Genomic DNA, 26,426 nt, shown 5'->3' on the forward strand with positions numbered 1-26,426 from the left:
GTTAACACACTCAGCGTATCATAACGCAAACCCCCGTTATTCGCCTGGCTGCGAAGCACCGCAAACGAAGTGTCACCCAAAGCCACCGTTATAAGACCGGTTTGATCATGAAAACCGGCGGAATCTGCAGAAATATAACCACTGCTTACACGGCGACCATGAAACGAAACACTATCGGATCCGCTTGTTGAGCCTGCTAAAAAACCCATCACGCCGGAACTTGACCAAGTGACTTTAACGCGGCGCAAAAAATTGCCGTTCCGATCATAACCATATGCAAAAACACGTAGCGAATCATCAGCCGAAATCGTGGTATCGACAGCAAGCCCTGACGGTTCTTGGTTGTACCATTTGACAGATAGGGTGTATAGCGTGTCTGGAATTACTGAAACCGTAGGGCTTCCGCTAACCGACAATCGCGCCGCACTGACCAAAGGCGCAAGTACCGATGAAGGAAAACTGACATTACCTAGAATATTTTCAGCATCAACGGTGAATGTAACTTTGATAGAGTCTCTGATTCCAAATACATTGGTACGAACGCTGATCGAATCATTCGTTGTATTATAACTCCATGTGGCGAAGTCATACGATGAAAGGCCAAGCGCCGACGGCCGTGAGGACGAATTGATGAAGAACTTGGATGAGCCGTCGACGGATATATCCGTTACTGTGGCTGATTTAGAAGTAAACGGATTGCGAATTAACACCGAATCTATTCGCGCAAGAGAATCTGTTGACCCATTCACATAAATCGAATACGTAAACGAATTCAACGATGTATTGGTTCGAACGCTTGACGGAGAAATCGTAGCACTCGCTGTAGCAGATGAGTTAGTGTGAAACAAAATAGCCAAGCCATCCTCTAAAGAAGCCGAATTAAAACTGTACTGCGAAGCCGTGCCATTTGAACTGTCAACACCTACAGATACTGTAGCGCCTGTAGCGGTACCAAGTGTCTGATACTGAAATTTTATTAAATTTGTTGTTTCATATAGAATAGCTTGAAACGTTATTACACTTCCTCCAGATAGAAAATTAGACCATGTAACAACAAATTGTCGATTAGGCGAAGTTCCTTGGGTTTGATAATGTATCCTCGTTGCAACGGGATTAGTAGTAATTAGATCCCAGTACGGCGCTATAACACTATCGGGCCCACCTGCGAGAGTAAGATCGTTATTAGCACTGAAGTCCGTACCTAATAAGTCCTGAAAACTGAGGAAACCGCGAGAACTAATGTCGACCTGAGAGTAGGTGTTCCCGTAAAAAACAAAATTGAATCCGATATTGACCAAACCTGTGGTTGAGCCCGTCGTCGGAGTGATTACAGAGCCGGCTGATGCGTCTACCCACTGATATGTAGCGTAAGGCGCAGCGGTTGAAGTTTTGCTGTCCGTCCACATATAGGCACGGTTTGAACCACCCTGTCCCGCTGACACAACAAACGAGAAAAAAGAGAATACTAAAAAACTATATTTGGTTGTACGTATCAAGGAATGCATCAAGGCGCGTCAGCTTTAACTTTAATTGTTTGCGAATTGGTTAATTTCACAGGGTTGGAATTATGATCTTTGCGTACGGTAACGTCTAAATTATATTTTTTTTCCGGTAGTAATTTTAACGCTTGTGCTGTAGGTACAGCCAATGCTAATTTAACGATAAGTTTATCGCCTGATTTTAAAACATCATTAAATTCGATCTTAGCTCGTTTATCAACAATCTGAACAAAAACCGTACCCGAAACTTTTTTTTCGAATAACGCCTGATTTGTAGTCATCCACAGGGGAACGGCATTGTGCTCGATTGAAACAATTCGAATTTCTTCGTTCAGCACATTTCCAATCTCAATGATTTTACCAACTCCATTTTGAATTGAAATAGTCAATTTCGATTCCGCACTCTCTCCTTCGGTCCATTCGATTTGATCTATAACATAACTTCCACTTTGTGAATACACACTAAGCGGAATAATCCAACTAAAAACAAAAATCAGAAGTGAAAAATGGAAAAATGACTTCATTCTTCTCTCGTTTCGAAAAAAGCAATTAGAAAAATATGAAACACTCTACACTGACTTGATCTGTTGAAATGCAGTACAAATCACACGAAAAAGTGTCGAACCGATATATCAAGAAAAAAATAGTAAAAACGCATCGTCTTTGCAAACAAATTCAATAAAATGATAATGATAGACAAAAATAAAGCCGTTGCGATATATCACAGCGGCTTATAAAAAAGCAATAAAAAACAAGTTCAATTTTTTTTATTTTAAATAATAACGTTCCAATTTTTCTTTCAGGTATTCAAAGGCCTCTTCAGGCTTGTCGGCATACGCAAAAAGCTTCAAGTCCTCCGGACTAATCATGTGATGCTTGGCCATCGCTTCAAAATCAACAATCTCATCCCAATACGTTTTACCGTAAATAAGTATCGCTAACGGTTTTTCTATCTTTTTGGTTTGGACTAAAGTCAGTAATTCGAACAATTCGTCTAGCGTACCATAACCGCCCGGAAAAACGACAAGTGCTTTAGCAAGGTAGGCAAACCAAAACTTTCTCATAAAAAAATAATGAAATTCAAAATTTAATTCGGGCGAAATATAGGGATTGGGAATTTGCTCAAAAGGTAAACTGATATTAAGTCCGATGGTTGGGCCACCGGCCTTTTTTGCTCCTCGATTCGCTGCTTCCATTATACCAGGGCCGCCGCCACTGCATACGATAAAACGTTTACCACCGTCCAGTTTGGATGACCATCGTGTCATCATTTCAGCAAGCTTCATAGCGTCGCGGTAATACACGGACATATCTAAATCCGATTGGGCCCATTGAAGTTTACGACGAAGAGATGCCGACGGTGTTGATTGATTTTTCGCTTCTTTTTGTAGGGCTTGTAATTTGATTTTGGCATCTTTTGGATCTAGGATACGAGCCGAACCGTAAAATACGATCGTATCACGGATCCCATACCTCTTGAAGCGCGCATACGGTTCATGCATTTCACTAATAACACGCAAAGTTCGTCCGTCAGGGCTATGCAAAAAAGCACCGTTATCGTATGCTTTGAGCGGAATTCCAGTTTCATCCAAATGCGGCAAACGAGATTTGGGCATATTTTTTCCTAATTTTATGTAGCGGTAGTCTGGTCAGATATTGGCTACTTCCGCTTCCAGAAGTTGGCGTTCATACATCACGGCATAGGTACCTTTTTGTTCGACTAATTCTTCGTGCGTACCTGTTTCAATAATTGCACCGTCTTTCAATACAATGATACTGTCCGCATGCTTTACCGTTTGAATGCGATGACTGACAAGTAATGTTGTACGATCTTCCATTAAGACTTTCAGGCGCTTCAGTATTTCGTCCTCCGTGTGGGTATCCACGCTCGAAAGAGCATCATCCAGTATGAGTATTTTAGGCTGGCGAATCACGGCGCGCGCGATGGCCAAGCGCTGTTTTTGTCCTCCCGATAAAGTGATACCGCGTTCTCCTATAATCGTTTCATACTTTTCCGGAAAATCCTCAATATTGCCTCGTAACTGAGCCGTATCAACGGCCCAAATGACTTGATCCGTCGGCGGATTATCAACGCCAAAAACTATGTTTTGATAAATTGTATCGGAAAACAGAAAATTATCTTGTGTAACCATGCCGATATGTTGACGCAAAACAGATACCGGAATCGTATTGATATCACGATCGTCAATGAATAGCATTCCGTCCGGAATAGCATACAAACGCGGAATCAGATTGACCAACGTGCTCTTCCCGGAACCTGTCGCGCCGACGATGCCCAAGGTCATTCCGGGTTGGATGCAAATTGAAATATTTTTCAAAACAGGTATATCGCGATATGAAAAATTAAGATTACGAAATTCTATCTTACCCGCAATGTCAGAGTGCCCGTTATTTTGACTGTTTTTATCACTGATTGCGGGCTGTTCATCAAATATGGCATTCATTCGTTTCATGGAAGCCGACCCGCGTTGAAAAATATTAATCACCCATCCGACGGCTACCATCGGCCAGATCAGCATCGCCAGATAAAAATTGAAAGCCGTAAACTCTCCAATGGTCATTACACCGTCTATCACTAAACTTCCGCCGTACCACAGCAAAACAGCAACACTCAGCCCGATGGTCAAAATCACGCTGGACATCATGATCCCGCGAATTCGAACCATGGACATATTGAGCTGAATATACTCATGACTGAGATTTTCAAACTTCTTAATCTCCGTGGCTTCTTGGACAAATGATTTTACTACACGGATACCTGAAAAATTTTCCTGCGCCGCCGAGCTGATATCGGAAAGTTTTTCCTGAACTTTTTGCGAGCGCGTCATGATCACTCCGGATAATCGACCAACCGCAAACGAAAGTAAGAATAAGGGCAGGAAAGCCAGTAACGTAAGCATCGGACTGATATGTATCATCATCGGTACGACGTAAATAAACGCTACAATCGTATTGGCGGTGTACATAATGCCGGGTCCAAGCACTTCGCGTACATTGGCGAGATCGTTGGTCAGGCGGCTCATCAGGTCACCCGTTTTGGCATACTGAAAAAACTGAACGTGTAATTTTTGCAAATGCGAAAAAAAATCACTACGCAGGTCATACTCGATCTTTCGTGACATGACGATGAGCGTTTGTCGCATCAGATAAAGAAAAATGCCGTGTAACAATTCGACAAAAAGGTACGCCGCAATGTATGCCACAACGATGGCCACACCAAGTTGTAACTCGACGGAATGGATGATTTGATTGTATAAAGGAAATGTTGAAGGATCCGTGCCGGGCGCCAATGTGTCAATAGCTTCACGCACCAACTGAGGGCCCGTTGACTGAAATAAATTTTTTAAAATAACCAGCACAAATCCGCTAATCCAATAAACGCGGTATTTCCAAAGGTACGGCTTCAGGCGCTTAAACATAGAATCTTATTCTTTGGTATAAAGATTGTTTTTTTTGATATACGATAATACTGCATTCGGTACGATATAGCGAACCGATTGATTTCGTAAAAGTCGTTCACGCACCCATGAAGAAGCAATCTCAATCACAGGTTTATCAATACATATCGCTTCTTTTGTGAATCGCAATTCGCCTTTATCGAAGTCAAAACCCATACGCGGATATACGACGATTTTAGCAAGTTCAGTCAACCTCTCCGGTGTTTTCCAATTAGGTAGATCAAGTAACGAATCCGATCCGATCATCAGAAAATATTCGTTTTTAGGATTCTCTTTTCGTAAAAACTCCAACGTATGAACCGTATACGAGAGACCGGATAGTTTTTCTTCAATGTCAGAGCATTGGAAATACTCATTTTGTTCAATGGCTAAATCCACCATCGTTTTGCGATGATGAAATGAGATTACGTTTTCAGAAGCTTTATGCGGTGGCCGGGCTGAGGGAATAAATACCACTTTGGACAAACCGAGATGATCGCGAATAATCTCAGCGATGATCAGATGACCTGCGTGGATGGGGTTAAATGTTCCCCCAAATAAACCGATCTTTTCCAAATGGTGTATTTAATTTGCCGATTTGACAGAAGTGGACTCTTCAGGCTTCACTAATTTAGCCTCTTTGGCCGCTTTGGCTTGGGCCTTGAGTTCATCCTTCTTTATATCTTCCAGTGTTTCGAGGGCATCCGTTACCCACTCTTTTTCTAACGGGTATTCATCAATGAATTTTTTTAATAATATCTGAGCTTTTTGAAATTCCTCGATTTTATAGTTGCAGTATCCTTTCCAATACTTGGCTTGCATAGCATACGGCGAGTCATAATAATCGGTAATAACCTGATCATAGTAAACGATGGCGGCTTCAAACTCACTGATTTTACGGTAAATCTGTGCGCTTTCAAAATGTTTACGCGCCAATTTGTCTTTTACCGATTTATAATGTTTATCCATCTCAGTACGCAGTTCGCTGCGCGGGAACAAATCAATAAAATTCTGAATAGCATTTTGCGCCTGATAGGTAAACTTCTGATCCAAGGCAAATCCCGGCGAGAGTTCGATATAGCACAACGCTAACTGATACATACTTTTTTCAATAAATTCGCTTTTGGGATAACTTGATACCATACGTTCAAATTCTGACGATGCCGAAACCCAATCTTTTTGACGATAATAGCTTTCAGCCAAATAAAACTGCGCATCGTCGGCGATGTCCGAACCGCTGTATTTATAGGTTATCAACGAAAACTGTTCCTGTGCCGAAGTCCAATTTTTTTTATTAAAAAACTTCATCGCGTATTCAAAATGTTCCCGCGATGTCATGTACTGTGTAACATCTTTTTTGCTGCATCCGGTAGACAGTAAAAACGAACAAGCCATCGCTAAAACAAATATCTTTCTCAACATGAGATATCCTTTACAAAATGATATATATCGTTATGAATAAAATTTCAAAAAATCAAATATCATATAACGCATAGTCACCGTTGCGCGAAACAACGATCATAGTTTCTTCTTTCATTGGCGTCCATCCGTCATTGTTGTCTAAGGCCTCCGAAGTGACCAGTGTGCCGCCTTGATATGAAGTATAATAACCCAAACTATGCATTACTTTAGTAGCGATCAGGTAGTCCCGCGTAAGCATCATAAAATTTAATTGCGGTTTTCGCGATGCGTCCGCACGGCGACTGATTTCTCTAAGATCGGCTATGGTATGCTGCAATGCCGTACGTACGAAATGGATGTCCAGCGTTTGCGCTGGATTATATTTACGAAGATACGTCAGAAAAAGATGCATGGCATATTCGGAATCCGTATTTCCCGTAATATGTCCGCTAAGCGCGGGATCAATTTTGGCTAATGCCGAATCCATAACGTTTTCAATTCCGTAAACCGATCCGTTGTGAGCAAAAATAATGTCCTGATGATATATCCAGGGATGTGTATTGACCTTGGATGCACCGCCTACCGATGCCCGGCGTATATGCAACATGACACGTTTGAACGGCCGATGGGCTGTTTCCAAAAAAAGTTTATCGTTACGGGGCGCCGAAGCTTCCTTTATAACGTGGAATTGTCCATTTTCTTCGAAACCAAATCCCCATCCGTCGTCGTTGGGTTTACAACTGTCACGATCGCATACGCTTTGCCGGAGAATTCCGTTAGGCGCATCAAGAATTACGTTTTGTAATGATACCGGATTCGGCCCGGCATACCCCATGAGTCTGCACATCAGTGTTTTATCAATTCAAAACAATGTTTAAGATAGACTTTAAATTTTTCAGAGTTAGCCAAACGATCATATTCAATTTTCAAAATCGTTGCCGGTTTTTTATTTTGATCAAGTTGATACTGCATTCGTTTAAAGGAATCTAAATATTTTCCTTGCAAAGTTTCAATAAACGGGCGGAACCTATCAGCGTTTTTGGAATCACCCGATAACTGTTGTACGACCCCCTCAATGACCGTCCGATAACTGTTGTACGACCCCCTCAATGACCGTAACCGTTTTACCGATATGACTATTGAGATCACTTTTGATTGTTTCCAAAGCGCTTTTATAAATAATCCAATCTTTGTGCGTGGATGTCTCGGCATAACCCATCGCCTGTGAAACATAATTTTGAAACCGCTCATCATTCATCAACGTCATAAACTCGGCTTTGACTTGAGGCGCTGATTTTTTTCCGGCTTCGATGGAATCTTTATTATCATTCACCGCAAAATAATCATCATCACGGAGCTTGCCTATCACTTCTTCATGCTCTGCATTTTTATCATCATCTAGCGCATCAAGCAGCTTACCAAGAAAACGATGGTATTCGTCGATCAAAGGCACGACTTCTTGTTTAGCGCGAATTTGTGTATTTTCAAAATGACGCCAACCGATCGCATCCTGCAAAAGCGCTAAAATCAGATTGACCGCACGTTGGGTATGACGAGGATATTCAGGACGATCCAAACGACGCGTCATGAGGTACGTGCCATAATTTTTTATATCCAAAAGCGTCTCTTCAAACGTCCCTTCTTCTTCCGCTTTAGCTAAAACGGACTCCGGAATAATATTTTTCTTCACTGCATCGGATTCGATTGCACGAATGGATTCCTCTTTGAATACGGCCTTTACCTTGGCCTCAACGTATTTGACATTAAACGCATCACCGTCATCCGAACCCTTAGTGATCGTGCCGACACGAACATAATCTGCAACAGCTAATCCCAGTTCCGCATCGTTGATTTGATCTAGTATTCTATGGACACCGGGTTTATCAAGCGTGAGACGTTCTTTATCAATAAAATCGGCAACTTGGTTGATTGCATTAAACGCGCGTTCGGCACTGTTAAAAAAACCAAGCCGTTTACGTATTTCATGAAAATGACTGATGCGTTGATTGAGTTCGTCTTCATCCACGGTCATATCCGGCGGCATTTTAGTCAGATCTAAACCAATGTAATCGGTAGATAATTTCAGATAGCTAGGATCAATATCAAATTTGGACATAAGCCGCGCTGAAAGGTATCGAGCGGCCAAGGCTGCTTTTTTGATATCAGAATCTTCTTCTTTCATCACGCCTTTATCAATATGCGGCAATTCGTATTTAAAATATTCGACGACGCGACGATAATCATCTTTTTTGGCGTCCAGTTCTCCGATGAGTTCGACGAATTCGTATACTTCTTTGATTTGGAAACCTTTAATCTTAAAAATCATTGATGTGAGGTACTGCGTTTCCGCGGCGATCTCGACCAATTTGGCCGGATCGTGTAATGATTCATCGGGGTTATCAAGACGCCGCGCAAAGGAAATAGCCGCTATCGTCTGATCGGCGATATTATCTGCGGCCAGAACGCGGCGAATTTCTTCTTTGATTTCATCGTCAAGTGTCGGAAAATTATCCTGAGCTAGTTTCTCTTCGTATTGCTCCAAAGCAACATTAATTTCGAGCGAATTGATAAGTTGTAACCATTCTAATTTTTCAGTTTTTGAACCGAGTTCAATATTCAAGTCACCGGATAATGTCGTTTCGATAATGTGGTCCAGTATACGAAATTGACGTTTGATATTATTCGATTGCCCCAAACGATTGATGATAATGCCTTCCAGCGTATCGTTAGGATAATTGTATTCCGCTAAACGCATCTGCAATTTGGATAAAAGATAATTATTGATCATATCCTTCATCGTTATGGACTCGCTTTTACGCATGGTTTCTTCGCGCTTCATGGCTTCAGCAACCAGATTGACCACAAAAACACACTTCATCGTCGCGTCGTTATTGAGGTCGACATTATCAATTATATGAATCAAATGCGTTAGCGTCTCCGTATCGCGAATTTTCTTCTCAAAAAGTTCTTTGAGTTCTTTTCCCTTTCCACTTTTATCGCCTTTAGTTCGTTCGGAGGCTGCCTTTTCCAAAACGATATTGAGTACGGCATTTTCGATGGAATCGTTGATAAATTCTTCCATCTTACCGTCAAAAATCGGAGTGCCGAAATTTGAGGACTTGTTGACTAAAAGCGTCAACAACAAATTGATCATGTGTGAAGGTACTTTATGCTCGGCAAGAACCAGCTCCATCTTCGTTAAAGCCGCGACATCTTCAAGCTTGCTGACCAATAAAGTTTTATTAGATGACCGCTTTTTTTCAATTTCCTCTTGTATTCGCTCGGTCACCGCATTGATTTCTGTTTCCGAAAAGCGTTCAAGACGCGAACGAAATTGCGTGACATGTTCAGGAACCAGTTTGCCCGGAAAATCCGGAGCTTGAACAAGTTCCATCAACTGGTTCAGTGCAATTTGTTGTTGTTGCTGGTCTTGCGTTGCCATAGGTTATTCCATGGTATCGGTGATTTTAATCATTTAAAAAGTTAACACAATCCCGAATACATAGCAAGCAAATTAGCTATAAGCCTGACATTGCGGATGATCTCTGCATCCGATGAGCAGACTCTAAAATTTCAAATTAATTCCTTGTGTTTAGATTAAATCATCATATATTTGACCAATCAGTCAATTTTTATATTTAATAATATGTCAGTAATATTCAGTGAAAAAGAGCTCGAAAAACGTAAGGCCCTAATTAAGGTAACATATAAGTTAATTGCTGAGCATGGATTTACAAGTATTACTCTTCAAGATGTGGCCGATCGTGCAGATGTGAGTAAAGGCATAATTTTGTACTATTTTGAAAATAAAGAAGCTTTATTTGAAGCCGTACTTGAATGGTTGGTCAAAAGAATCGAATTACACATACGCGCCGAAGTTTCGCGTGCCGAAGATCCTATTTCCAAAATTAAAGCATTTAACGATGCTACTTTTTTAGGAATTAAAGAAAATCGAGAATTTTACTTAGTATATCTGGATTTTCTAGCACAAAGCAGCCATACCGAACGTCTTCGCAATGTCAACCTTGCCTTCTATAATCAATGCTCACAAGTACAATCTCAAATTTTACGCGATGGCATTGAAAAAGGAATCTTTCGCGAAGTAAGCATCAGTGAATATTGTATTATTTCACGTGCTTTGATCGATGGTCTTTGTATTCGATGGTTATTTGATACACCGGAGCGATTTACTTTTTATAAACAAACTGCACTTCAAATAACTCTCGACTATCTTAAGAAATAATTTTTTTTACTCAAAAACTGACCATTAGGTCAAATATTAAAAACGGAGATTGCATGACGGTCATCATAACAACTTTAGGAATTATTTTATTAATTATAATTGCTATGTTACTTCTCACACGTTACATGGCTTACAAATTCCTGGCAGTTAAACTACGCCCCAAAACCAAAACACCGGCGGATTTTCAACTGCCGTATGAATCCGTGCAATTTGAAAGCGAAGGACGTTTACTCAACGGTTGGATAATTCGTAATAATCCTCAAATGCCATTGGTTATTTTAGTTCATGGCTGGGAATCCAATGCTCAAGGCATGCTCCCCCACGCACAATATTTAACAACGGCCGGTTTTAACTTGTTTCTATATGACGCACGCGGGCATGGAGATTCGCAACCCGAAGATTACATGTCGCTTGTTCGATTTACCGAAGACCTGGAAAACGCTTACCGTTTTGTGAGACACAAAACAGAATTTAATAACCATCCTGTGATGTTACTCGGACATTCGATGGGCGGTGCAACCGTATGTCTGTTTACAGCGCGACACCCTGAAATAATCGCTGTTGTCGTTAGCTCAGCATTTGCGCGTTTTGATCTCATGATTCGTGATATGTTTAAAACTCATACCATACTTTTTAACTTACTTTACCCGGTTTTGGTTTCTCATTGGGAACGTATGCTTAAAGTTAAAATGGAAAATTGGCACCCTGCCGATCATTTGGCGCGCGTCCAATGTCCTGTATTTGTAGCTTTCGGAGGACAAGATGAAATGTTTACGGCTAAGCACTTTGAAACCTTTACCGGCGTCGCTACTAACGAACGTGATGAAAAACTTTGGTTGCCCGAGGGGCATCATCGCAATTTATATGAATTTGAATTGTATCGCACATCGGTCACAAATTTTTTGGTCCGATATGCAAAAGCCAATTTATATACATTAATGACTGGAGAAAGAACATATGCATCTTTGCCTTAAGCGCTGGTTAAAACGCTGGTTTGGCAATATCTTCAGTTGGTCTTTTTCGCAGAATGATATTGAAGACGGATTACCTAATCTGCATTGGCGTACGCCGAAAAGCTGAGTTTTTAGCTTGATTTTTTAGGCTTCGATCAATACTTTGGGCGCGTCATTTGAACATTATCCGCACGTCAAATTCTGAGGTTTTTTTTGAGTTTTATGCTTCCCAAAGCGGTGGCTGACGGTTTTACTCGCCTTTTGCAGCCATTGATTGCATTTTCAAGCCGCACCCGAATTAATCCCAATTGGTTCACCACATTAGGACTTTTGCTCAATGCAGTTGCTGCACTTATATTCGTAGCCGGTTCAATGTATGGAACACGCAGTGATTTACATTATATTGGATGGGGTGGTTTTTTTGTTTTGATGGGCGGCATTTGCGATATCTTGGATGGCAAAGTGGCCCGCTCTACGGGACTTTCATCGCGATTTGGTGCATTATATGATTCAGTGATTGATCGCTATAGTGAAGTGATCATGTTTCTCGGTATGGGATATTACCTGATCGGACATAATTATTTTTATGAATCAGTTTTTTGTTTTGTAGCTTTGGGCGGTTCGACGATGGTCAGCTATATTCGTGCACGATCGGAAGGCTTGCAACTTGAATGTAAAGTCGGACTTATGCAACGGCCCGAGCGAGTGGTTTGGTTAGGTTTTGGCGCTTTATTTTGTGGCCTTTCTCAGTACTTTGTTTCACCGGATTTTATTTTTTCGATTGGGAGTACACACGTTTTTAAACCCATTTATATTTTCACCGGCCCTATTGTCATAGTCGCCGTGTTGTCCAATTATACGTCCGTACAACGTATGATTCACAGTTATCATCAAAGCAAAACATCAAACTGAATTTGATATTTGTTTTAGCATAATAAGAAGGAGTCTTGCATTGGAAAAAAAGTCTTTGGATATCAAGCCCGCATCGGGAAAACTGGGAGTCTTATTACCGGGCATGGGCGCTGTGGCTACGACAATGGTCGCAGGCGTCATTGCCGTTCGTAAAGGTCTCGCTCAACCAGTCGGATCGCTGACCCAACTTGGAACGATACGCCTCGGCAAACGTACCGAAAAACGAATACCTAAAATCAACGAATTTGTACCGCTTAGCAGTTTGGAACAGATCGCTTTCGGCGGTTGGGATATTTTTGAAGACAACGCCTATCAAGCAGCGATCAAAGCGGGTGTTATCGAAAAAGATTTGCTCAATCAGATCAAACCGGAGTTAGAAGCGGTAAAACCGATGAAAGCCGTTTTTGATCAACGTTATGTCAAACGCCTCAATGGTACACATGTCAAGCAAGGCGCCAATAAAATGGAATTAGCCGACATGCTTCGTAAAGACATCCAAGACTTTAAAAAAACAAACGGCTGCGATCGCCTCGTAATGGTATGGTGCGGTTCTACGGAAGTTTTTATCAAGCCTACCGATGTACATCAGACCATCGAAGCGTTTGAAAAAGGATTACGAGAAAACGATGTCAATATTCCCTCCAGCATGATATACGCTTACGCGGCGATCATGGAAGGCGTCCCTTATGCCAATGGCGCCCCCAATCTATCAGCTGATGTTCCGGCATTGGTGGATCTTGCACAGAAAAAAAATGTTCCCATCTGCGGAAAAGATTTCAAAACCGGTCAAACGCTGATGAAGACCATTCTTGCACCAGGATTCAAAGCCCGTCTGCTTGGAATGAACGGCTGGTATTCAACAAATATTCTCGGAAATCGCGATGGCGAAGTACTTGATGATCCGGAATCCTTCAAAACTAAAGAAGAAAGTAAATTATCCGTACTTGAGCACATTTTGCAACCGGAAGTGTATCCGGATCTTTACGGAAAAATTTCACACGTTGTACGAATCAACTATTATCCCCCACGCGGCGATAATAAAGAAGGTTGGGACAACATTGATATCTTTGGCTGGCTCGGATATCCGATGCAAATCAAAGTGGACTTTTTGTGCCGTGACTCCATATTAGCTGCACCCATCGTCTTAGATCTTGCTTTATTTCTTGATCTGGCATCTCGCTCCGGATTCAAAGGTATTCAAGAATGGCTTTCGTTTTATTTTAAAAGCCCTCAACACGCCACGGCAGTTTATCCAGAACATGATCTCTTTATCCAACTGATGAAACTCAAAAACACATTGCGTTGGATGCGCGGCGAAGAACTCATCACGCATTTGGGATTAGAATATTACGATTAATCGAAGATTGTTCACATCAAAAAAGGGAGCGTTTTGCGCTCCCTTTTTTATTTCTATCGTCTGAGATTTCACTTTATCGCCGGCTTAAATACTTTGATATCGCCGTCATTGGCCGAAGGCGATATTCCAAGTATATGACACACCAATGCATAGATATGAATGTTTTCAAACGATGGGATCATCTTTCCTTTTTCAAACACTGGGCCTGACGCGATAAATAAGCCGCCCATCTCTTTGATTTCCGGATCAAAACCATGTGAACCATAAAGCCATCGGTCTTTATACCGTCTGGCATAATCACGCGTTGTGATAGACCACGGCGGCTCCGTCAGACATATGATTTCAGGAATTCTCGGATTTCCTTTAAATTTAAAACGCGCCGGAACGTTTTCCCGTGTATAAACCTGCATCCTCGGATGTTTATTGACCAAGGTTTTATAAACCTCATCCACATTTCCGTTTTTTGTCCAGATACCCACAAACGGAGTTTCATTTAAAATGCGTACGGAGTTAACATCTATCATATCATCGAGAAATATAAGGCTATCCGGCAAAACAGTAGCCATACCGTGATCGGACACCAAAATTATATTTACCTGTTCACTCAATCCCATTTGATCAATACCTTCGACCAACGAACCGATGACGGAATCTACATGCATTACAGCTCGATGTATTTCCTGAGATTCCGGACCAAATTCATGTCCGACTTCATCGGTAATGCTAAAATAGGTTGCAATAAATCGAGGCTTTAAATTTTGAGGCAGGGTAAGCCAGGAAAGCACGGTATCAATTCGGTCATAGTTTCGCACAGCACCGTTATATCGCTTCCATAAACTGGCACGATGACCTTGAATTAGCGCTTCGGATCCCGGCCAAAAGAAAGAAGCTGCTTTTATATTTTGTTTTTCCACTGTATTCCACAAGGGTTCGCCACCCCACCAATGCGAGTCCTTATTGGCGTTAGAATCTTTGTATGAAAAAGCCTTTTGATATTCCGGATCCCAGAATTGATTAGAAATTATCCCATGATGTGCCGGATATAAACCCGTAATTATCGAATAATGATTAGCGAAAGTTTTAGACGGAAAAACGGATATTAACGCCTCGGAACGGACGCCGCGTTTGGCCAAAGCCGTCAAATTTGGAGCCGTATATTTTTCCAAATAATCATACCGAAATCCATCCAATGAAATCAAAATAACGGATGATTTGCTTGCGTCGGATTGTGCGGTAGTATGATTAGCTTGGCATCCCGCTAAGCTAAAGATGATGCTTAAAAGAATAGTTGGTAAAATGTTACGTAGTATCACAAAAGCACTCCCAATAAGGATTTTACAGAGATGCGACTAACATACTCAATGCACAAATAAAAGAAAATATTTAATTGCAGGTTGTTGCTTTTTTGTCTAATATGCGCGCCGAATTGAAGGAAAACCATGAGCATAATCAACGAAATAAAAAAAAGACGCACGTTCGCCATTATTTCTCACCCGGACGCCGGTAAGACAACCCTGACAGAGAAATTTTTGTTATATGGCGGCGCTGTACAACTGGCCGGATCGGTTACGGCGCGTAAAAATCAACGCACGTCTCGTTCTGATTGGATGGAACTCGAAAAGCAACGCGGTATTTCGATATCCTCTACCGTTTTACAATTTGAATATACAGGTTTCAAGATCAACTTACTTGATACGCCCGGCCATCAAGATTTTTCCGAGGATACTTATCGTGTATTAACAGCCGTGGATGCCGTGGTTATGGTGATTGACGCAGCCAAAGGTATTGAAGCACAAACGCGTAAACTTTTTGAAGTGTGCCGGCGGCGGCGCGTACCGATTTTCACGTTTATCAATAAATTGGATCGCCCTACACTTGAGCCTTTAGCACTGATCGATGAAATCGAAAGTATTTTGCAAATCCACGTGTATCCGATGAATTGGCCATTGGGAACCGGCGTGGATTTTCGCGGCGTTTTAGATCGTCAAGCCAAAGAAGTACATCTTTTTGAACGCACAACCGGCGGCGCGTATCGTGCACCGGTTTCCGTATTTGATGTCAGCGACCCGCTTGTCAAAAACATGATGAGTCCCAATACTTACGCGACTGTAGTCGAAGAGTTGGAGATGCTGGATGCGGCCGGTGCTTCCTTTGATGTAAAAGCGGTTCATCGAGGTGAACTCACCCCCGTTTTTTTTGGCAGTGCAATGAATAATTTTGGTGTGCAACTGCTATTGGACGGATTTCTTCGCTACTCCATCGAACCCGCACCGCGCATCGTGGACGAACGTATCATCGAACCACAAATGGAAGCCTTTTCCGCTTTTATTTTTAAAATACAAGCCAATATGGATCCTAAACATCGCGATCGTATTGCCTTTATGCGCGTTTGTTCGGGTAAGTTTTCTCGCGATATGATGGTTACGCATACACGAACCGGAAAAAAAGTACGCCTGTCCAATTCGCATAAATTATTTGGTCAACAGCGGGAAACCGTAGATGACGCGTATGCCGGTGATATTGTAGGGTTGGTCGGTCACTCCGAATTTGGCATCGGAGATACGCTAACAGAAGATCAAACAATCGTGTACAAAGAAATACCCCGATTCCCCCCGGAATGCTTTTCGTTCTTACACAATCCCAACCCATCAAAATTTAAACGTTTTCGAGAAGGGCTAGAACAGCTATTACAGGAAGGCGTGGTACAAGCTTTTTATTTAAAAAATTCTTACGAAAAAGTACCGATTTTGGCCGCCGTCGGACCGTTACAATTTGAAGTCGTACAATTTCGCCTGGAAAGTGAATACGGAGCAGAATGTCGACTGGAAAGTACAAATTGGAAAGTGGTAAGATGGGTTTCTCCCGAAGCCGATTGGGAAAATATTTCAAAAATCTACCTTCCGACCGGTGCAGCATACGCCGAAGATATGGCCCACGAAACGGTTATTCTCTTTCCGGATGAGTGGACGTGTAATTATTTTATCGAAAAAAATCCGGAAGTGCAGTTATCATCATTTTCTTATAAAGATGCCACCGTACTGGATTAAACGCGTTTAAATTTTCGGTCATACGTTTCTTGCGATGAAATCACCTCATCGCGCGGCATACCCGATTTTTCGAGTACGTCATCCGGCATAAGTTTCAACCACCCAAAAAATTTTTCGGCATCCGAATCTGCGGCGATGCCGGCTTCCGCCATATCAAATAACCAATCCTCGCCTTTTTCATAACGTCCGGCTCGAGTTAACCATTCCAATACAGTCTGATAATACCCCGGATTTCCTGCGTACAGTATATCATGGGTTATACAAAAATCCATTTTTTCAGATCGTGATTGGAAATCACCTACGTTGAGACTGGCCTCATAAAAACACAGCCAAGCCTTGCGAAAAACACGCGCCGCTTCCATTTCTTTGTTTTCACTTTTCAGAATGCGCCCTTGTTGTAATAACAGTTCACCGACGCTATCAAAAAGTTCGGCTGTCCACTCCGATTTCCTCAGCAAAGTGATCAAATCCATTTCCGTCATACTATCCAGAAGATCCGGTGAAACGGAAACAGCCTGTGCTAAAGTAGAACGAATGTCTTCCAGCGCTTGTTGTTGTTCCTGCGGTTGCGGCATATTCATAACGCGTGCCAAAGCTTTGGCGCAGAGATCAACTAAGCGCATGATATAATCGCGATGTATCATAGTTTGTCTAACACTTTAAACATAAAAAAAGCCGCGTGATGCGGCTTTATTACTTTGGGATCAAATTTCATTTTTCAACTTCTAAAATGGCGAGTATTTTTTTATACACGACACCCATCGGTAATTGTCCGTCTATAGCATGGAGTTTGCCGCGTTTACGGTAATATTCACGAAGCGGAGCCGTCTCTTTTTCATAAACCTTGAGCCGGTTCTCTATGGCTTCCTTTTTATCATCGGATCGCTGATATATTTCTCCACCGTCTTTATCGCATACACCTTCGACTTTGGGCGGATTGGTCACTTTATTGTAAACGGCTCCGCAGCTACGGCAGATAATACGGTGCGAAAGGCGGTTCACGAGTTCTTCGGAATCCACATTGATGTCAATCACCGCGTCAATCTGGATGCTCATACGCGATAACAAGGCATCTAACGCCTCTGCCTGCGGGATAGTCCGAGGATATCCGTCAAGAATGAAACCGTAATGCGCATCATCAAGGCGCAAGCGTTCCTCGACAAGGCCAATGATGATTTCATCAGGTACTAATTGGCCTTGATCCATGTAGGATTTGGCTTTAAGACCGAGCGGCGTATTATTCCGAATGGCTTCGCGCAACATATCACCGGTGGAAATTTGCGGAATTTTAAATTCCTCCACCAATAATTTGGATTGCGTGCCTTTACCGACACCGGGGGCGCCCAGCAACAATAAACGCATGCGAATGATTCCTCCTATAATTCAACAATATCAGATTGTAGTTCTTCGGCATATTTCCGCAGTGGAAACTGCAAATTCTGCTCAGTAATATAATGATCCATCGAAAAAACCGGATTGGTTGTTTTCCGGTAACGCATATAATAACAGGGTTTACCCATCGCCTTCCATTTGCGTTCGTATTTTGTTTGAATGTAGCCTTCTAACTGTGAAGAAAAACCTTCGGGTATCAGTGATTCCCAACAACCGGAATCACCAATCGCTTCAAACACCCAATCTCTATAGTCTGCATCATCCGTCGCTATCGTCAGCACTCCGGTCATGCGCGTCGCCAACATCTGAAGCATCAACGTATTAATCACGCGGCGCTTGAGGCGTCGTTTTTTGAACCAAGGATCCGGGTAATTGATATATACATCGGCTATGGTCTCTTTGCCAAATAAGCGCCAGGTGAACAGCTTAGCATCCCCGATCAATAGTCTGCCATTGGTCAAACCGGTTTGATGTAGCTTTCGATCGGCTTTTTTTAGATAAAAACCGTCTATTTCAATTCCGACCATATTGCGCAATTTGTTCTGCGCACAAAAAGGAACCAGGAAACTTCCGTTACCAATACCGATTTCCAGATCAATCGGATTCATATTACCAAAGATCGTTGGCCAATCAAGCGGATCATCTTCGATAAGACGTCGTTTGATTGCCGGCGTTCGCCAATCAATTATCGCTGTTTCCATAATTCGATCAGCGATCCTGAAAATTGGGCTTGCGCTTTTCGAGAAATGCGGATACCCCTTCTTTCATATCGGCTGAGTTATATAACTCTGCAAAACAGGATGACTCGACTTCCATCGAAGCCGCCATTTCGAGACTGGCGCCCTGTTTCATTGACTTCAAAGCTTGTTTGATTGCTACCGCGCTTTTACTAGTCATCTTGGCTGCCAGTTTTTTGACATCATCAAGCAGCGTATCCTTAGAAACAACCATGTTTACCAAACCGATAGCCAACGCTTCTTCCGAGCGCACTTGATCACCGGACAAAATCATTTGTGAAGCTTTGCTTAAACCAACAATGCGGGGCAAGCGCTGCGTACCACCGAATCCGGGTATAATACCCAGTGTGATTTCAGGCAACCCCATAAAAGAACGATCCGAAGCAACACGCATGTGGCAACTCATGGCTAATTCCAATCCACCGCCGAGGCAAAACCCGTTAATCGCAGCGATCACAGGTTTTGGACCGTTTTCTATTTTTAAAAACACCTTTTGACCGAACGCCGACATTTCTTTTGCTTGCTGCTGGGATGTCAATTTTGAAATTTCTTCGATATCCGCACCGCTTGCAAACGTTTTTCCCGCACCGGTAATAACGATGACCTTGACCTCCGGATTGGCATGCAATTCATCCATCATACGATCGAGTTCTTGCAACAAAGGCATCTTAAGGCTGTTGCCCGGAGGATTATTCAATCCCACAATAGCAATTTTCTCTGCAATCTCAAGCGTCAGATACTGAAATGTTGACATTGGCGCTTCCTTTTTTGGTTCAGAATATATTATTCAGAGCGGACAATTCAAACTGTAAAATCAAGGTTGGGCAAGTAGGGTCAGAATTTGCTCTTCTATCTTTATTTCATCGCCTGCCGTGTACCCTTTTTTGTAAAAATGCACGGTACCGTCCTTACGGATCATTACCAGCGTTGGCAGAACAGTCATGGATAAACCTTTATCTTTGACATCAAATTTTTCGGCTGTCTTACCGTAAATATCCATCAGAACCGGAAGTGTCACAGGGTTTTCTGCAAGAAAACTCAGCACTTTATCTTGCGTCTCAGCGACGTTAATCAAAAATATACGTACATCGGCGTATTTGGACTGTAACTTTTCGAGTTCCGGTATTTCTTTACGGCATGGTCCGCACCAACTCGCAAAGAAACTAAGAATCACTGTATTTCGTTCTTTCTTAGCCTTAGGCAGCGAGCGCGGTTCGCCATAATAATCTTTGGAATAAAACTCGCTTTGATCCAAATATTTCAGAAAAAAATTCGGCGCCATTGAGCCGGGTTGCAAAGCGTTTTCACTTTGCGCCGTCAATGACGTCAATGGGGCTATCCATAATAACAAAAAAAAATTACGCACACGCATTATCGGTTATTCTGTTAAATCTAAATAATGTAAGCGGTTCGAATAACAAATAAAACAGAAAAGGTAACCTGTAGAACAGGTTACCTTTTCACAAACAAGTACCTGGCGTTGTGTTATTTTTTTACAACCCAAACTTTAATTTTTCCGATCACATCCGTAAACAGCTTAACATCCACATTGTACAAACCGAGCGCTTTGATCGGTTCGTCCAACAGAATCTTTCGCTTGTCAATATCATGCCCTTGCTGCGCAAGATATTCGGCGATATCCTGAGAGGTTACAGAACCGAAGAGCTTGTCTTCTTCGCCCGTAGCCACGGGAATCGTAACGGAAATGGCTTCAAGTTTTTGAACCATTTCTTGTGCCAACGCTTTTTCGCGCGCGAGGCGTGCTGCGATCATGCGTTTTTCATTTTCAAAAGCCGCTTCGTTGGCTTTGGTCGCCACCATAGCAAAACCTTTGGGCACAAGAAAATTACGGGCATAACCCGGTTTTACATCGACGATTTCGCCGGCTTGTCCGAGCGTATCGACGTTTTGCTTTAATATCACTTTCATAGAAAAATCTCCAGAGTTTCTTCGTTGTTACCGATTTTAACGAGCCATATCACTGACGAAAGGAATCATCGCCAGGTGACGTGCATATTTGACTGCGCTGACCAACTGACGCTGGTGTGTAGCGCATACGCCGGAAGTGCGGCGCGCCAAAATTTTGCCTTGTTCAGAAGTGAACTTCATAATTCGTTTGGTATCACGGTAATCAACATACAGCGCTTTTTCTTCGCAGAACGGACAATGTTTGGGTTTGTTCATGCCGCCGCGCGGTTCTCTGCGTTTCTTTTCAAATTTTTTCTCTGCCATGGTCGTATCGTTCCTTACGTTTTCGTTAAATGATTAAATCGCGGCTTCATCGGCAACGGCCTCTTTAGGCATCGCCGTTTTTTCACGTTTACGTTCGGCACGTAAACGGCTGTCCACCAACATGGTCATGTGACGCATGATCTGTTCGGTGATGTGATAATAATCATTCAACGCTTGGAGAGCCGACCCCGGCGCTTCAAACTCGACGCACACATAGTGGCCGTATGTTTTTTTGTTGATCACATACGCCAGCTTGCGCTTGCCCCATTCGTCTACGGCAACATTGACGGCACCGTGACTCGTGAGCACTTCTTTGATTTTGTCAACGATGCCTTTGATCACATCGTCACCGGTCTGCGCGTCAAATACAACAACGGTTTCATAAAACCGTGATTGTCCTGCCGAGCCTTTGCGGGTTTTTTTGGACATGGAGTCTCCTTTGGACTATGTTCGGCGTCAGCGTTTGTTAACACAACTTACGTTAGCAATTCTGACGCAGGATTATGATGATTCTAATCTATTAAAAGGGATTCATACATACGAAGTACGAATCCCTTCGAAATTCACTTACTTAAGCAACGGTGCAATCACCAGCGCCACAACCGACATCAGTTTGATGAGGATGTTAAGCGAAGGACCGGCTGTATCTTTGAACGGATCGCCTACGGTATCACCCACGACGGCCGCCTTGTGCGCGTCGGAGCCTTTTTTAACAACCGTACCGTCTTTGAGCGTGTAGCCGCCTTCAAACGATTTTTTAGCATTGTCCCAAGCGCCGCCGGAGTTAGCCATAAATATAGCCATACATACGCCGGTCACGGTACAACCTGCGAGCAAACCGCCCAAAGCTTCTTTACCTAAACCGGGAATAAAAGCGATCGCAACCGGTACAAAAATAGCCATAAGACCGGGCACAACCATCTCGCGGATCGCGGCCTGAGTAGAAATTTCCACACAACGTTTATAATCCGGTTTGGCTTCCGGTTTACCTTCGAGAAGACCTGGGATTTCTTTGAATTGACGACGCACTTCTTTGACCATGTCCATTGCAGCTTTGCCGACCGCGCTCATCGCCATGGATGAGAAAAGGAACGGGAGCATACCGCCGACAAATAAACCGGCCATAATTTTCGGATTGGCCACATCCAGTGTTTTCATGCCGACTTGGCTCATATAGGCCGTAAATAAAGCTAACGCTGTCAAAGCCGCTGACGCAATGGCAAAACCTTTACCGATCGCAGCTGTTGTGTTACCGACAGAATCTAATTTATCCGTACGACCGCGAACCTCTTCCGGAAGATGCGACATTTCGGCGATACCGCCTGAGTTGTCAGCGATAGGACCGTACGCATCTACAGCAAGCTGGATACCTAACGTAGAAAGCATACCAAGCGCGGCGACAGCAATACCATACAAACCAGCAAAATAATAGGAACCGATAATACCAACCGCAATCAATACAACGGGAATAGCCGTAGATTCCATACCGACAGCCAGACCGGAGATGATGTTAGTCGCAGGACCCGTGACTGATTGTTCGACGATACGATTGACATGCGAACGCCCACTGCCCGTGTACAGTTCGGTTACAATACCGACCAAAACACCGACGACCAAACCGAATACCGTAGCCAAGAATACATCGTTAGCCGTAACTAACTTGGCCGTATCCATCGTATCGTATAAATCTACCGATGGCCAAAGTTTATGGATGGCAAAGTACGAAGCAACGACCATAGCGCCGGCTGCAACAAAAGTACCCGTATTCAACGCTACTTGGGGATCACCACCTTCTTTCGTGCGAACAAAAAATGTACCGACGATGGAGGCAATAATACCTACGCCTGCTAAAAGAATCGGTAACAATACCGGCACCATACCGGCATTGGTGCCAACGATCATCGCCGCACCCAAAATCATCGTACCGACGATAGAGCCGACATACGACTCAAAAAGATCAGCGCCCATACCGGCCACGTCGCCTACATTATCACCGACATTGTCAGCGATAACGGCAGGATTACGCGGATCATCTTCGGGAATACCCGCTTCTACTTTACCGACAAGGTCAGCGCCTACGTCTGCAGCTTTGGTATAGATACCGCCGCCGACACGCGCAAAAAGAGCAATCGAAGACGCACCGAGTGAATAACCTGAAATGACATTCAGAACCTTAGCCGTATCCGTAAACATGTTTGAATATACGAAGTACAATACCGTCAGACCGATGACACCGAGACCGACAACGCACATACCCATCACCGATCCGCCGCTGAATGCGATTTGAAGCGCATTCTGAAGACCGGTACGCGCTGCATTGGTCGTACGAACATTAGCTTTGGTAGCCACCTTCATACCGAAAAATCCGGCTAATGCGGAACAAAATGCCCCGACAGCGAAGGAAACACCGACAAGCCAACTGGAGTGTTCTTCCATTGATCCGGAAATCGCCAGTAAGGCCCCGGCAACAATCACGAAGATCACAAGCACTTTGTATTCACGCATCAAAAAGGCCATCGCACCTTCGGCAATAGCGGCGGCAATTTCTTTCATGCGGTCATTGCCCGCATCTTGTTTGGATATCCACATCGCTTTGTAAGCAGCAAAGGCCAAAGCCAAAAAGCCGCTCGCCAATGCGATGTAGAGCAACATTTGATCGTTCACAGGGTTTTTCTCCTCAGATAATTTTATTAAAACGAAAATCCGTATTAACAGCCTAAATTTTACTACGTCGGTAAACCGCCGTTGTATTGATTCATTGCCCGCGTTACGCCATGTTGGACGAAACTCTCAGCCGCTAAGGTTGCGCGATCCATCACAAGGTTAAGAACCGCCATTTCATCTTCCAAAAATCGTGATAAAACAAAATCCGAAAGACTCATTTTACTGCGTAAAGGATGATCTACGCCGATCCGTAGTCGGGCAATCTGGTCGGTTGCCAATTGGTAAATAACCGATTTTAAACCGTTTTGACCGCCATCACTACCTTCTTTACGCATGCGTATCGTTCCCAAAGGCAAAACAACATCGTCACAGGCGATCAGCACATCCGATACAGGTATTTTGAAGAATGCCATAAAAGGACGTACAGCCAAACCGCTGTTGTTCATATACGTCGTCGGCTTCATCAGAAACGTACGCTCGTCACCGATCATACATTCGCCGATAAAATACTCACCTTTACCTTCGCGCATTGGGACCGAGTGTTTGCGAGCAAGCTTGTCAATGAGCATAAACCCGACATTGTGTCGGGTTGATTCGTAACGCGAACCGGGATTTCCTAATCCTACTATTAGCTTCATAATGTTTCGGCCACACATACGGCAAATTTGTTAATTTGCCGTAGTATGCCCGCAATGCAGATTTCAGAAATTCCGAATTACTTTTTCTCGGGTGCTTTTTCACCCTCGCCGGCAACTTCTTTACCTTTAGCGATAACTTCAGGTTCCGTCGGAGCGGCTTGTGCTTCTGCAAGAACGGATTCAAGAGCTTTCGGAATAACAACCGTACAAACGGATTCGGAAGCCGGGTTGAGGATAGTAATATTGGGATAATTCAGATCGCGAATGTGAACCGCATGGTTGAGGTCCAAATCGTCAATTTTCACTTCAAGGTGAGCCGGGATATCATTGGGCAGACATTTGATGTGAAATTCCGTCATATCGTGTTGGAAAATACCGCCCTTGGTACGAACACCGATGGGCGAACCGATGAAAACGATCGGTACGTACACGTCAATCGGACGATCCATACGAACCGCCATGACGTCCACATGCACTAAACGACCGGTTACGGGATCTTTGTCAAAATCACGAACAATGACGCGGTGTTCCTTGCCATCGATCGTAATCGTGGCGAGCGTGTGTTCTGTCATCAAAAATTTAGCGAGCGACATCGCATCAAGCTGGATCGAGACATTTTCTTGGCCGTAGCCATAAAAAACGCCGGGTACTTTTCCCTGCTTGCGGGCATGCTTCGCACTGTGCTTTCCGGCCGGACGCCGTTCCGCTGTCAGAGTGGTTTCTTGCATGGTATCATCCCCTGTTTTTTAGGTGATTATTAGATAATCCGTACAACCGTTGTACGAACTGAATTTTTTAATTAAACAAAACGCTGATGGATTCCGCTTTATGAATTCGCGAAATCGCTTCGGCAAACACGTGTGTTACCGAGAGAATTTCAATTTTTTCGCAGCTTGCCCGCATCGGAATGGTATCGGTTGCAACGACCTTTTTGATGGGCGAACGCATGATTTTTTCGATGGCGTTACCGGAAAGGATCGGATGCGTACAAGCGGCATATATATCTTGCGCGCCGTGTTCTTTGAGAGCCGAAGCCGCTTGAGTCAATGTCCCCGCGGTGTCAATCATATCATCGATAAGCAATACATCACGCCCTTCGACGTGGCCGATGATATTCATGATTTCAACCGAATTGGCTTTCGGACGACGCTTATCTATGATGGAAAAATCCAATTCCAATCGTTTGGCATAAGCGCGAGCCAGTTTGACGCCGCCCATATCCGGTGAAACAATGACAGCATCTTTTTTCAAGATCCCGCGCCAGTATTCCGTCAATACCGCCGAGGAATACAAGTGATCCATCGGAATATCAAAAAAACCTTGAATTTGTGCGCTATGCAAATCCATCGTCAAAATACGATCCACACCGGCCGTTGTAAGCAGATTGGCAACGAGCTTCGCCGTGATCGGCACCCGAGGTTGATCTTTACGGTCTTGACGCGCGTAACCAAAATATGGAATGACAGCTGTGATACGAGCCGCCGACGAACGTTTGGCGGCATCAATCATGATCAGAAGTTCCATCAAATTATCGGAATTGGGAAATGTAGGCTGAACAATAAAAAGATCTTTACCGCGCACGTTTTCATCATACTTTACAAAAATCTCACCGTCACTGAAGTTGACGATTTCGACTTTGCCGAGGTAGATATTGAGTCGTTTGGCGATACCTTCTGCAAATACACGATTGGCACGGCCGGAGACCAGCATGATGTCGTACTTCATCTCAACCATAACACGCCTTTTCTACTGCTTAAAAATCAAAAAGCCCAGAGTTCCGGGCTTATGTATCATGCTGGGGTGCAAGGACTCGAACCTCGGAATGGATGGACCAAAACCATCTGCCTTACCACTTGGCTACACCCCAGTTATAAAAGAACAAAATCCAGAATT

General features: G+C 43.3%; 26 protein-coding genes and 1 tRNA gene. 5 read left to right on the top strand and 22 right to left on the bottom strand.

Features of this window, described 5'->3' with window-relative positions; translation table 11 throughout:
* The 8 genes from HUU58_12165 to HUU58_12200 form a co-directional block, all read right to left on the bottom strand.
* The coding region (locus tag HUU58_12165) for a hypothetical protein (GenBank protein NUN46425.1) at positions 1-1,406 on the bottom strand (1,406 nt) is incomplete at its 3' end.
* A gap of 98 nt (positions 1,407-1,504) precedes the next feature.
* The gene (locus tag HUU58_12170; GenBank protein ID NUN46426.1) at positions 1,505-2,023 is read right to left on the bottom strand and encodes a hypothetical protein; all 519 of its coding nucleotides are present in this window, start codon (positions 2,021-2,023) and stop codon (positions 1,505-1,507) included.
* Between the two features lie 243 nt (positions 2,024-2,266).
* Positions 2,267-3,001: a TIGR00730 family Rossman fold protein gene (locus HUU58_12175; protein ID NUN46427.1), complete on the bottom strand. Its 735-nt coding sequence runs from the start codon at positions 2,999-3,001 to the stop codon at positions 2,267-2,269.
* A 147-nt stretch (positions 3,002-3,148) separates the two neighbouring features.
* Positions 3,149-4,939, bottom strand: a complete 1,791-nt coding sequence (locus HUU58_12180; protein ID NUN46428.1) for an ABC transporter ATP-binding protein — start codon at positions 4,937-4,939, stop codon at positions 3,149-3,151.
* Positions 4,940-4,945: 6 nt separating this feature from the next.
* The gene (nadD, locus tag HUU58_12185; GenBank protein NUN46429.1) at positions 4,946-5,533 is read right to left on the bottom strand and encodes a nicotinate (nicotinamide) nucleotide adenylyltransferase; all 588 of its coding nucleotides are present in this window, start codon (positions 5,531-5,533) and stop codon (positions 4,946-4,948) included.
* A gap of 9 nt (positions 5,534-5,542) precedes the next feature.
* A complete protein-coding gene (gene bamD, locus HUU58_12190) occupies positions 5,543-6,379 on the bottom strand; it encodes an outer membrane protein assembly factor BamD (GenBank protein ID NUN46430.1) in 837 nt (278 codons plus the stop codon).
* Positions 6,380-6,431: 52 nt separating this feature from the next.
* Positions 6,432-7,205 carry a class II glutamine amidotransferase gene (locus tag HUU58_12195; GenBank protein ID NUN46431.1) on the bottom strand — a complete coding sequence of 258 codons (774 nt, stop codon included), beginning with the start codon at positions 7,203-7,205 and terminating at the stop codon, positions 6,432-6,434.
* Between the two features lie 225 nt (positions 7,206-7,430).
* Positions 7,431-9,800, bottom strand: coding sequence for a hypothetical protein (locus HUU58_12200; GenBank protein ID NUN46432.1), 2,370 nt, complete (start codon positions 9,798-9,800; stop codon positions 7,431-7,433).
* A 204-nt stretch (positions 9,801-10,004) separates the two neighbouring features.
* Here HUU58_12200 and HUU58_12205 point away from each other — a divergent pair, with 204 nt between their 5' ends.
* The 4 genes from HUU58_12205 (at position 10,005) to HUU58_12220 (ending at position 13,823) form a co-directional block, all read left to right on the top strand.
* Positions 10,005-10,601, top strand: coding sequence for a TetR family transcriptional regulator (locus tag HUU58_12205; GenBank protein ID NUN46433.1), 597 nt, complete (start codon positions 10,005-10,007; stop codon positions 10,599-10,601).
* 53 nt (positions 10,602-10,654) lie between these two features.
* Positions 10,655-11,575 (top strand): alpha/beta fold hydrolase, encoded by a 921-nt coding sequence (locus HUU58_12210; protein NUN46434.1) that lies wholly within the window; start codon positions 10,655-10,657, stop codon positions 11,573-11,575.
* A gap of 201 nt (positions 11,576-11,776) precedes the next feature.
* A complete protein-coding gene (locus HUU58_12215; GenBank protein NUN46435.1) occupies positions 11,777-12,466 on the top strand; it encodes a CDP-alcohol phosphatidyltransferase family protein in 690 nt (229 codons plus the stop codon).
* Positions 12,467-12,569: 103 nt separating this feature from the next.
* Positions 12,570-13,823 carry an inositol-3-phosphate synthase gene (locus tag HUU58_12220; GenBank protein ID NUN46436.1) on the top strand — a complete coding sequence of 418 codons (1,254 nt, stop codon included), beginning with the start codon at positions 12,570-12,572 and terminating at the stop codon, positions 13,821-13,823.
* A gap of 68 nt (positions 13,824-13,891) precedes the next feature.
* On the opposite strand, the gene HUU58_12225 is transcribed toward HUU58_12220, so the two are convergent.
* Positions 13,892-15,136, bottom strand: a complete 1,245-nt coding sequence (locus tag HUU58_12225; GenBank protein NUN46437.1) for an alkaline phosphatase family protein — start codon at positions 15,134-15,136, stop codon at positions 13,892-13,894.
* 126 nt (positions 15,137-15,262) lie between these two features.
* On the opposite strand from HUU58_12225, the gene HUU58_12230 reads away from it, so the two are divergent.
* Complete coding sequence (locus HUU58_12230) at positions 15,263-16,870, top strand: peptide chain release factor 3 (protein NUN46438.1); 1,608 nt, start codon at positions 15,263-15,265, stop codon at positions 16,868-16,870.
* Here the strand turns inward: HUU58_12230 and HUU58_12235 are convergent.
* The 13 genes from HUU58_12235 to HUU58_12295 all read right to left on the bottom strand — a co-directional run bounded on the left by HUU58_12235 (position 16,867) and on the right by HUU58_12295 (position 26,400).
* A complete protein-coding gene (locus tag HUU58_12235; protein NUN46439.1) occupies positions 16,867-17,514 on the bottom strand; it encodes a hypothetical protein in 648 nt (215 codons plus the stop codon). The genes HUU58_12230 and HUU58_12235 overlap by 4 nt on opposite strands.
* 67 nt (positions 17,515-17,581) lie before the next feature.
* The gene (locus tag HUU58_12240; protein ID NUN46440.1) at positions 17,582-18,232 is read right to left on the bottom strand and encodes an adenylate kinase; all 651 of its coding nucleotides are present in this window, start codon (positions 18,230-18,232) and stop codon (positions 17,582-17,584) included.
* Between the two features lie 14 nt (positions 18,233-18,246).
* Positions 18,247-18,963: a hypothetical protein gene (locus tag HUU58_12245; GenBank protein NUN46441.1), complete on the bottom strand. Its 717-nt coding sequence runs from the start codon at positions 18,961-18,963 to the stop codon at positions 18,247-18,249.
* A gap of 7 nt (positions 18,964-18,970) precedes the next feature.
* The gene (locus HUU58_12250) at positions 18,971-19,753 is read right to left on the bottom strand and encodes an enoyl-CoA hydratase/isomerase family protein (GenBank protein ID NUN46442.1); all 783 of its coding nucleotides are present in this window, start codon (positions 19,751-19,753) and stop codon (positions 18,971-18,973) included.
* Between the two features lie 60 nt (positions 19,754-19,813).
* On the bottom strand, positions 19,814-20,365 hold the full coding sequence (locus HUU58_12255) for a TlpA family protein disulfide reductase (protein ID NUN46443.1): 552 nt from the start codon (positions 20,363-20,365) through the stop codon (positions 19,814-19,816).
* A gap of 119 nt (positions 20,366-20,484) precedes the next feature.
* Entirely contained in the window at positions 20,485-20,928 is a 444-nt protein-coding gene (locus tag HUU58_12260; GenBank protein ID NUN46444.1) for a 50S ribosomal protein L9, read from the bottom strand.
* A 36-nt stretch (positions 20,929-20,964) separates the two neighbouring features.
* Positions 20,965-21,231, bottom strand: a complete 267-nt coding sequence (locus HUU58_12265; protein ID NUN46445.1) for a 30S ribosomal protein S18 — start codon at positions 21,229-21,231, stop codon at positions 20,965-20,967.
* 33 nt (positions 21,232-21,264) lie between these two features.
* Positions 21,265-21,660: a 30S ribosomal protein S6 gene (gene rpsF / locus HUU58_12270; GenBank protein ID NUN46446.1), complete on the bottom strand. Its 396-nt coding sequence runs from the start codon at positions 21,658-21,660 to the stop codon at positions 21,265-21,267.
* Between the two features lie 138 nt (positions 21,661-21,798).
* Positions 21,799-23,883 (bottom strand): sodium-translocating pyrophosphatase, encoded by a 2,085-nt coding sequence (locus tag HUU58_12275; GenBank protein ID NUN46447.1) that lies wholly within the window; start codon positions 23,881-23,883, stop codon positions 21,799-21,801.
* Between the two features lie 74 nt (positions 23,884-23,957).
* Positions 23,958-24,533, bottom strand: a complete 576-nt coding sequence (locus HUU58_12280; GenBank protein NUN46448.1) for an aminoacyl-tRNA hydrolase — start codon at positions 24,531-24,533, stop codon at positions 23,958-23,960.
* A gap of 77 nt (positions 24,534-24,610) precedes the next feature.
* Complete coding sequence (locus tag HUU58_12285; GenBank protein ID NUN46449.1) at positions 24,611-25,261, bottom strand: 50S ribosomal protein L25; 651 nt, start codon at positions 25,259-25,261, stop codon at positions 24,611-24,613.
* Between the two features lie 67 nt (positions 25,262-25,328).
* Positions 25,329-26,258, bottom strand: a complete 930-nt coding sequence (locus HUU58_12290; GenBank protein NUN46450.1) for a ribose-phosphate pyrophosphokinase — start codon at positions 26,256-26,258, stop codon at positions 25,329-25,331.
* A 70-nt stretch (positions 26,259-26,328) separates the two neighbouring features.
* Positions 26,329-26,400 (bottom strand) — tRNA-Gln (locus HUU58_12295).
* Positions 26,401-26,426: the final 26 nt, after the last annotated feature.

Source organism: bacterium (assembly GCA_013360215.1).
Lineage (GTDB): Bacteria > CLD3 > CLD3 > SB21 > SB21 > JABWCP01.

Bases quoted from the DNA above. Each gene is read 5' to 3' on its own strand.
- HUU58_12210 (NUN46434.1), top strand. From the start codon at position 10,655: ATGACGGTCATCATAACAACTTTAGGAATTATTTTATTAATTATAATT.
- HUU58_12245 (NUN46441.1), bottom strand. From the start codon at position 18,963: ATGGAAACAGCGATAATTGATTGGCGAACGCCGGCAATCAAACGACGT.
- HUU58_12275 (NUN46447.1), bottom strand. From the start codon at position 23,883: ATGTTGCTCTACATCGCATTGGCGAGCGGCTTTTTGGCTTTGGCCTTT.
- HUU58_12215 (NUN46435.1), top strand. From the start codon at position 11,777: ATGCTTCCCAAAGCGGTGGCTGACGGTTTTACTCGCCTTTTGCAGCCA.
- HUU58_12220 (NUN46436.1), top strand. From the start codon at position 12,570: ATGGGCGCTGTGGCTACGACAATGGTCGCAGGCGTCATTGCCGTTCGT.
- HUU58_12170 (NUN46426.1), bottom strand. From the start codon at position 2,023: ATGAAGTCATTTTTCCATTTTTCACTTCTGATTTTTGTTTTTAGTTGG.
- bamD (NUN46430.1), bottom strand. From the start codon at position 6,379: ATGTTGAGAAAGATATTTGTTTTAGCGATGGCTTGTTCGTTTTTACTG.
- HUU58_12285 (NUN46449.1), bottom strand. From the start codon at position 25,261: ATGCAAGAAACCACTCTGACAGCGGAACGGCGTCCGGCCGGAAAGCAC.
- HUU58_12195 (NUN46431.1), bottom strand. From the start codon at position 7,205: ATGTGCAGACTCATGGGGTATGCCGGGCCGAATCCGGTATCATTACAA.
- HUU58_12280 (NUN46448.1), bottom strand. From the start codon at position 24,533: ATGAAGCTAATAGTAGGATTAGGAAATCCCGGTTCGCGTTACGAATCA.
- HUU58_12205 (NUN46433.1), top strand. From the start codon at position 10,005: ATGTCAGTAATATTCAGTGAAAAAGAGCTCGAAAAACGTAAGGCCCTA.
- HUU58_12175 (NUN46427.1), bottom strand. From the start codon at position 3,001: ATGCATGAACCGTATGCGCGCTTCAAGAGGTATGGGATCCGTGATACG.
- HUU58_12240 (NUN46440.1), bottom strand. From the start codon at position 18,232: ATGCGTTTATTGTTGCTGGGCGCCCCCGGTGTCGGTAAAGGCACGCAA.
- HUU58_12230 (NUN46438.1), top strand. From the start codon at position 15,263: ATGAGCATAATCAACGAAATAAAAAAAAGACGCACGTTCGCCATTATT.
- HUU58_12290 (NUN46450.1), bottom strand. From the start codon at position 26,258: ATGAAGTACGACATCATGCTGGTCTCCGGCCGTGCCAATCGTGTATTT.
- HUU58_12250 (NUN46442.1), bottom strand. From the start codon at position 19,753: ATGTCAACATTTCAGTATCTGACGCTTGAGATTGCAGAGAAAATTGCT.
- HUU58_12260 (NUN46444.1), bottom strand. From the start codon at position 20,928: ATGAAAGTGATATTAAAGCAAAACGTCGATACGCTCGGACAAGCCGGC.
- HUU58_12200 (NUN46432.1), bottom strand. From the start codon at position 9,800: ATGGCAACGCAAGACCAGCAACAACAACAAATTGCACTGAACCAGTTG.
- HUU58_12265 (NUN46445.1), bottom strand. From the start codon at position 21,231: ATGGCAGAGAAAAAATTTGAAAAGAAACGCAGAGAACCGCGCGGCGGC.
- HUU58_12180 (NUN46428.1), bottom strand. From the start codon at position 4,939: ATGTTTAAGCGCCTGAAGCCGTACCTTTGGAAATACCGCGTTTATTGG.
- rpsF (NUN46446.1), bottom strand. From the start codon at position 21,660: ATGTCCAAAAAAACCCGCAAAGGCTCGGCAGGACAATCACGGTTTTAT.
- HUU58_12235 (NUN46439.1), bottom strand. From the start codon at position 17,514: ATGATACATCGCGATTATATCATGCGCTTAGTTGATCTCTGCGCCAAA.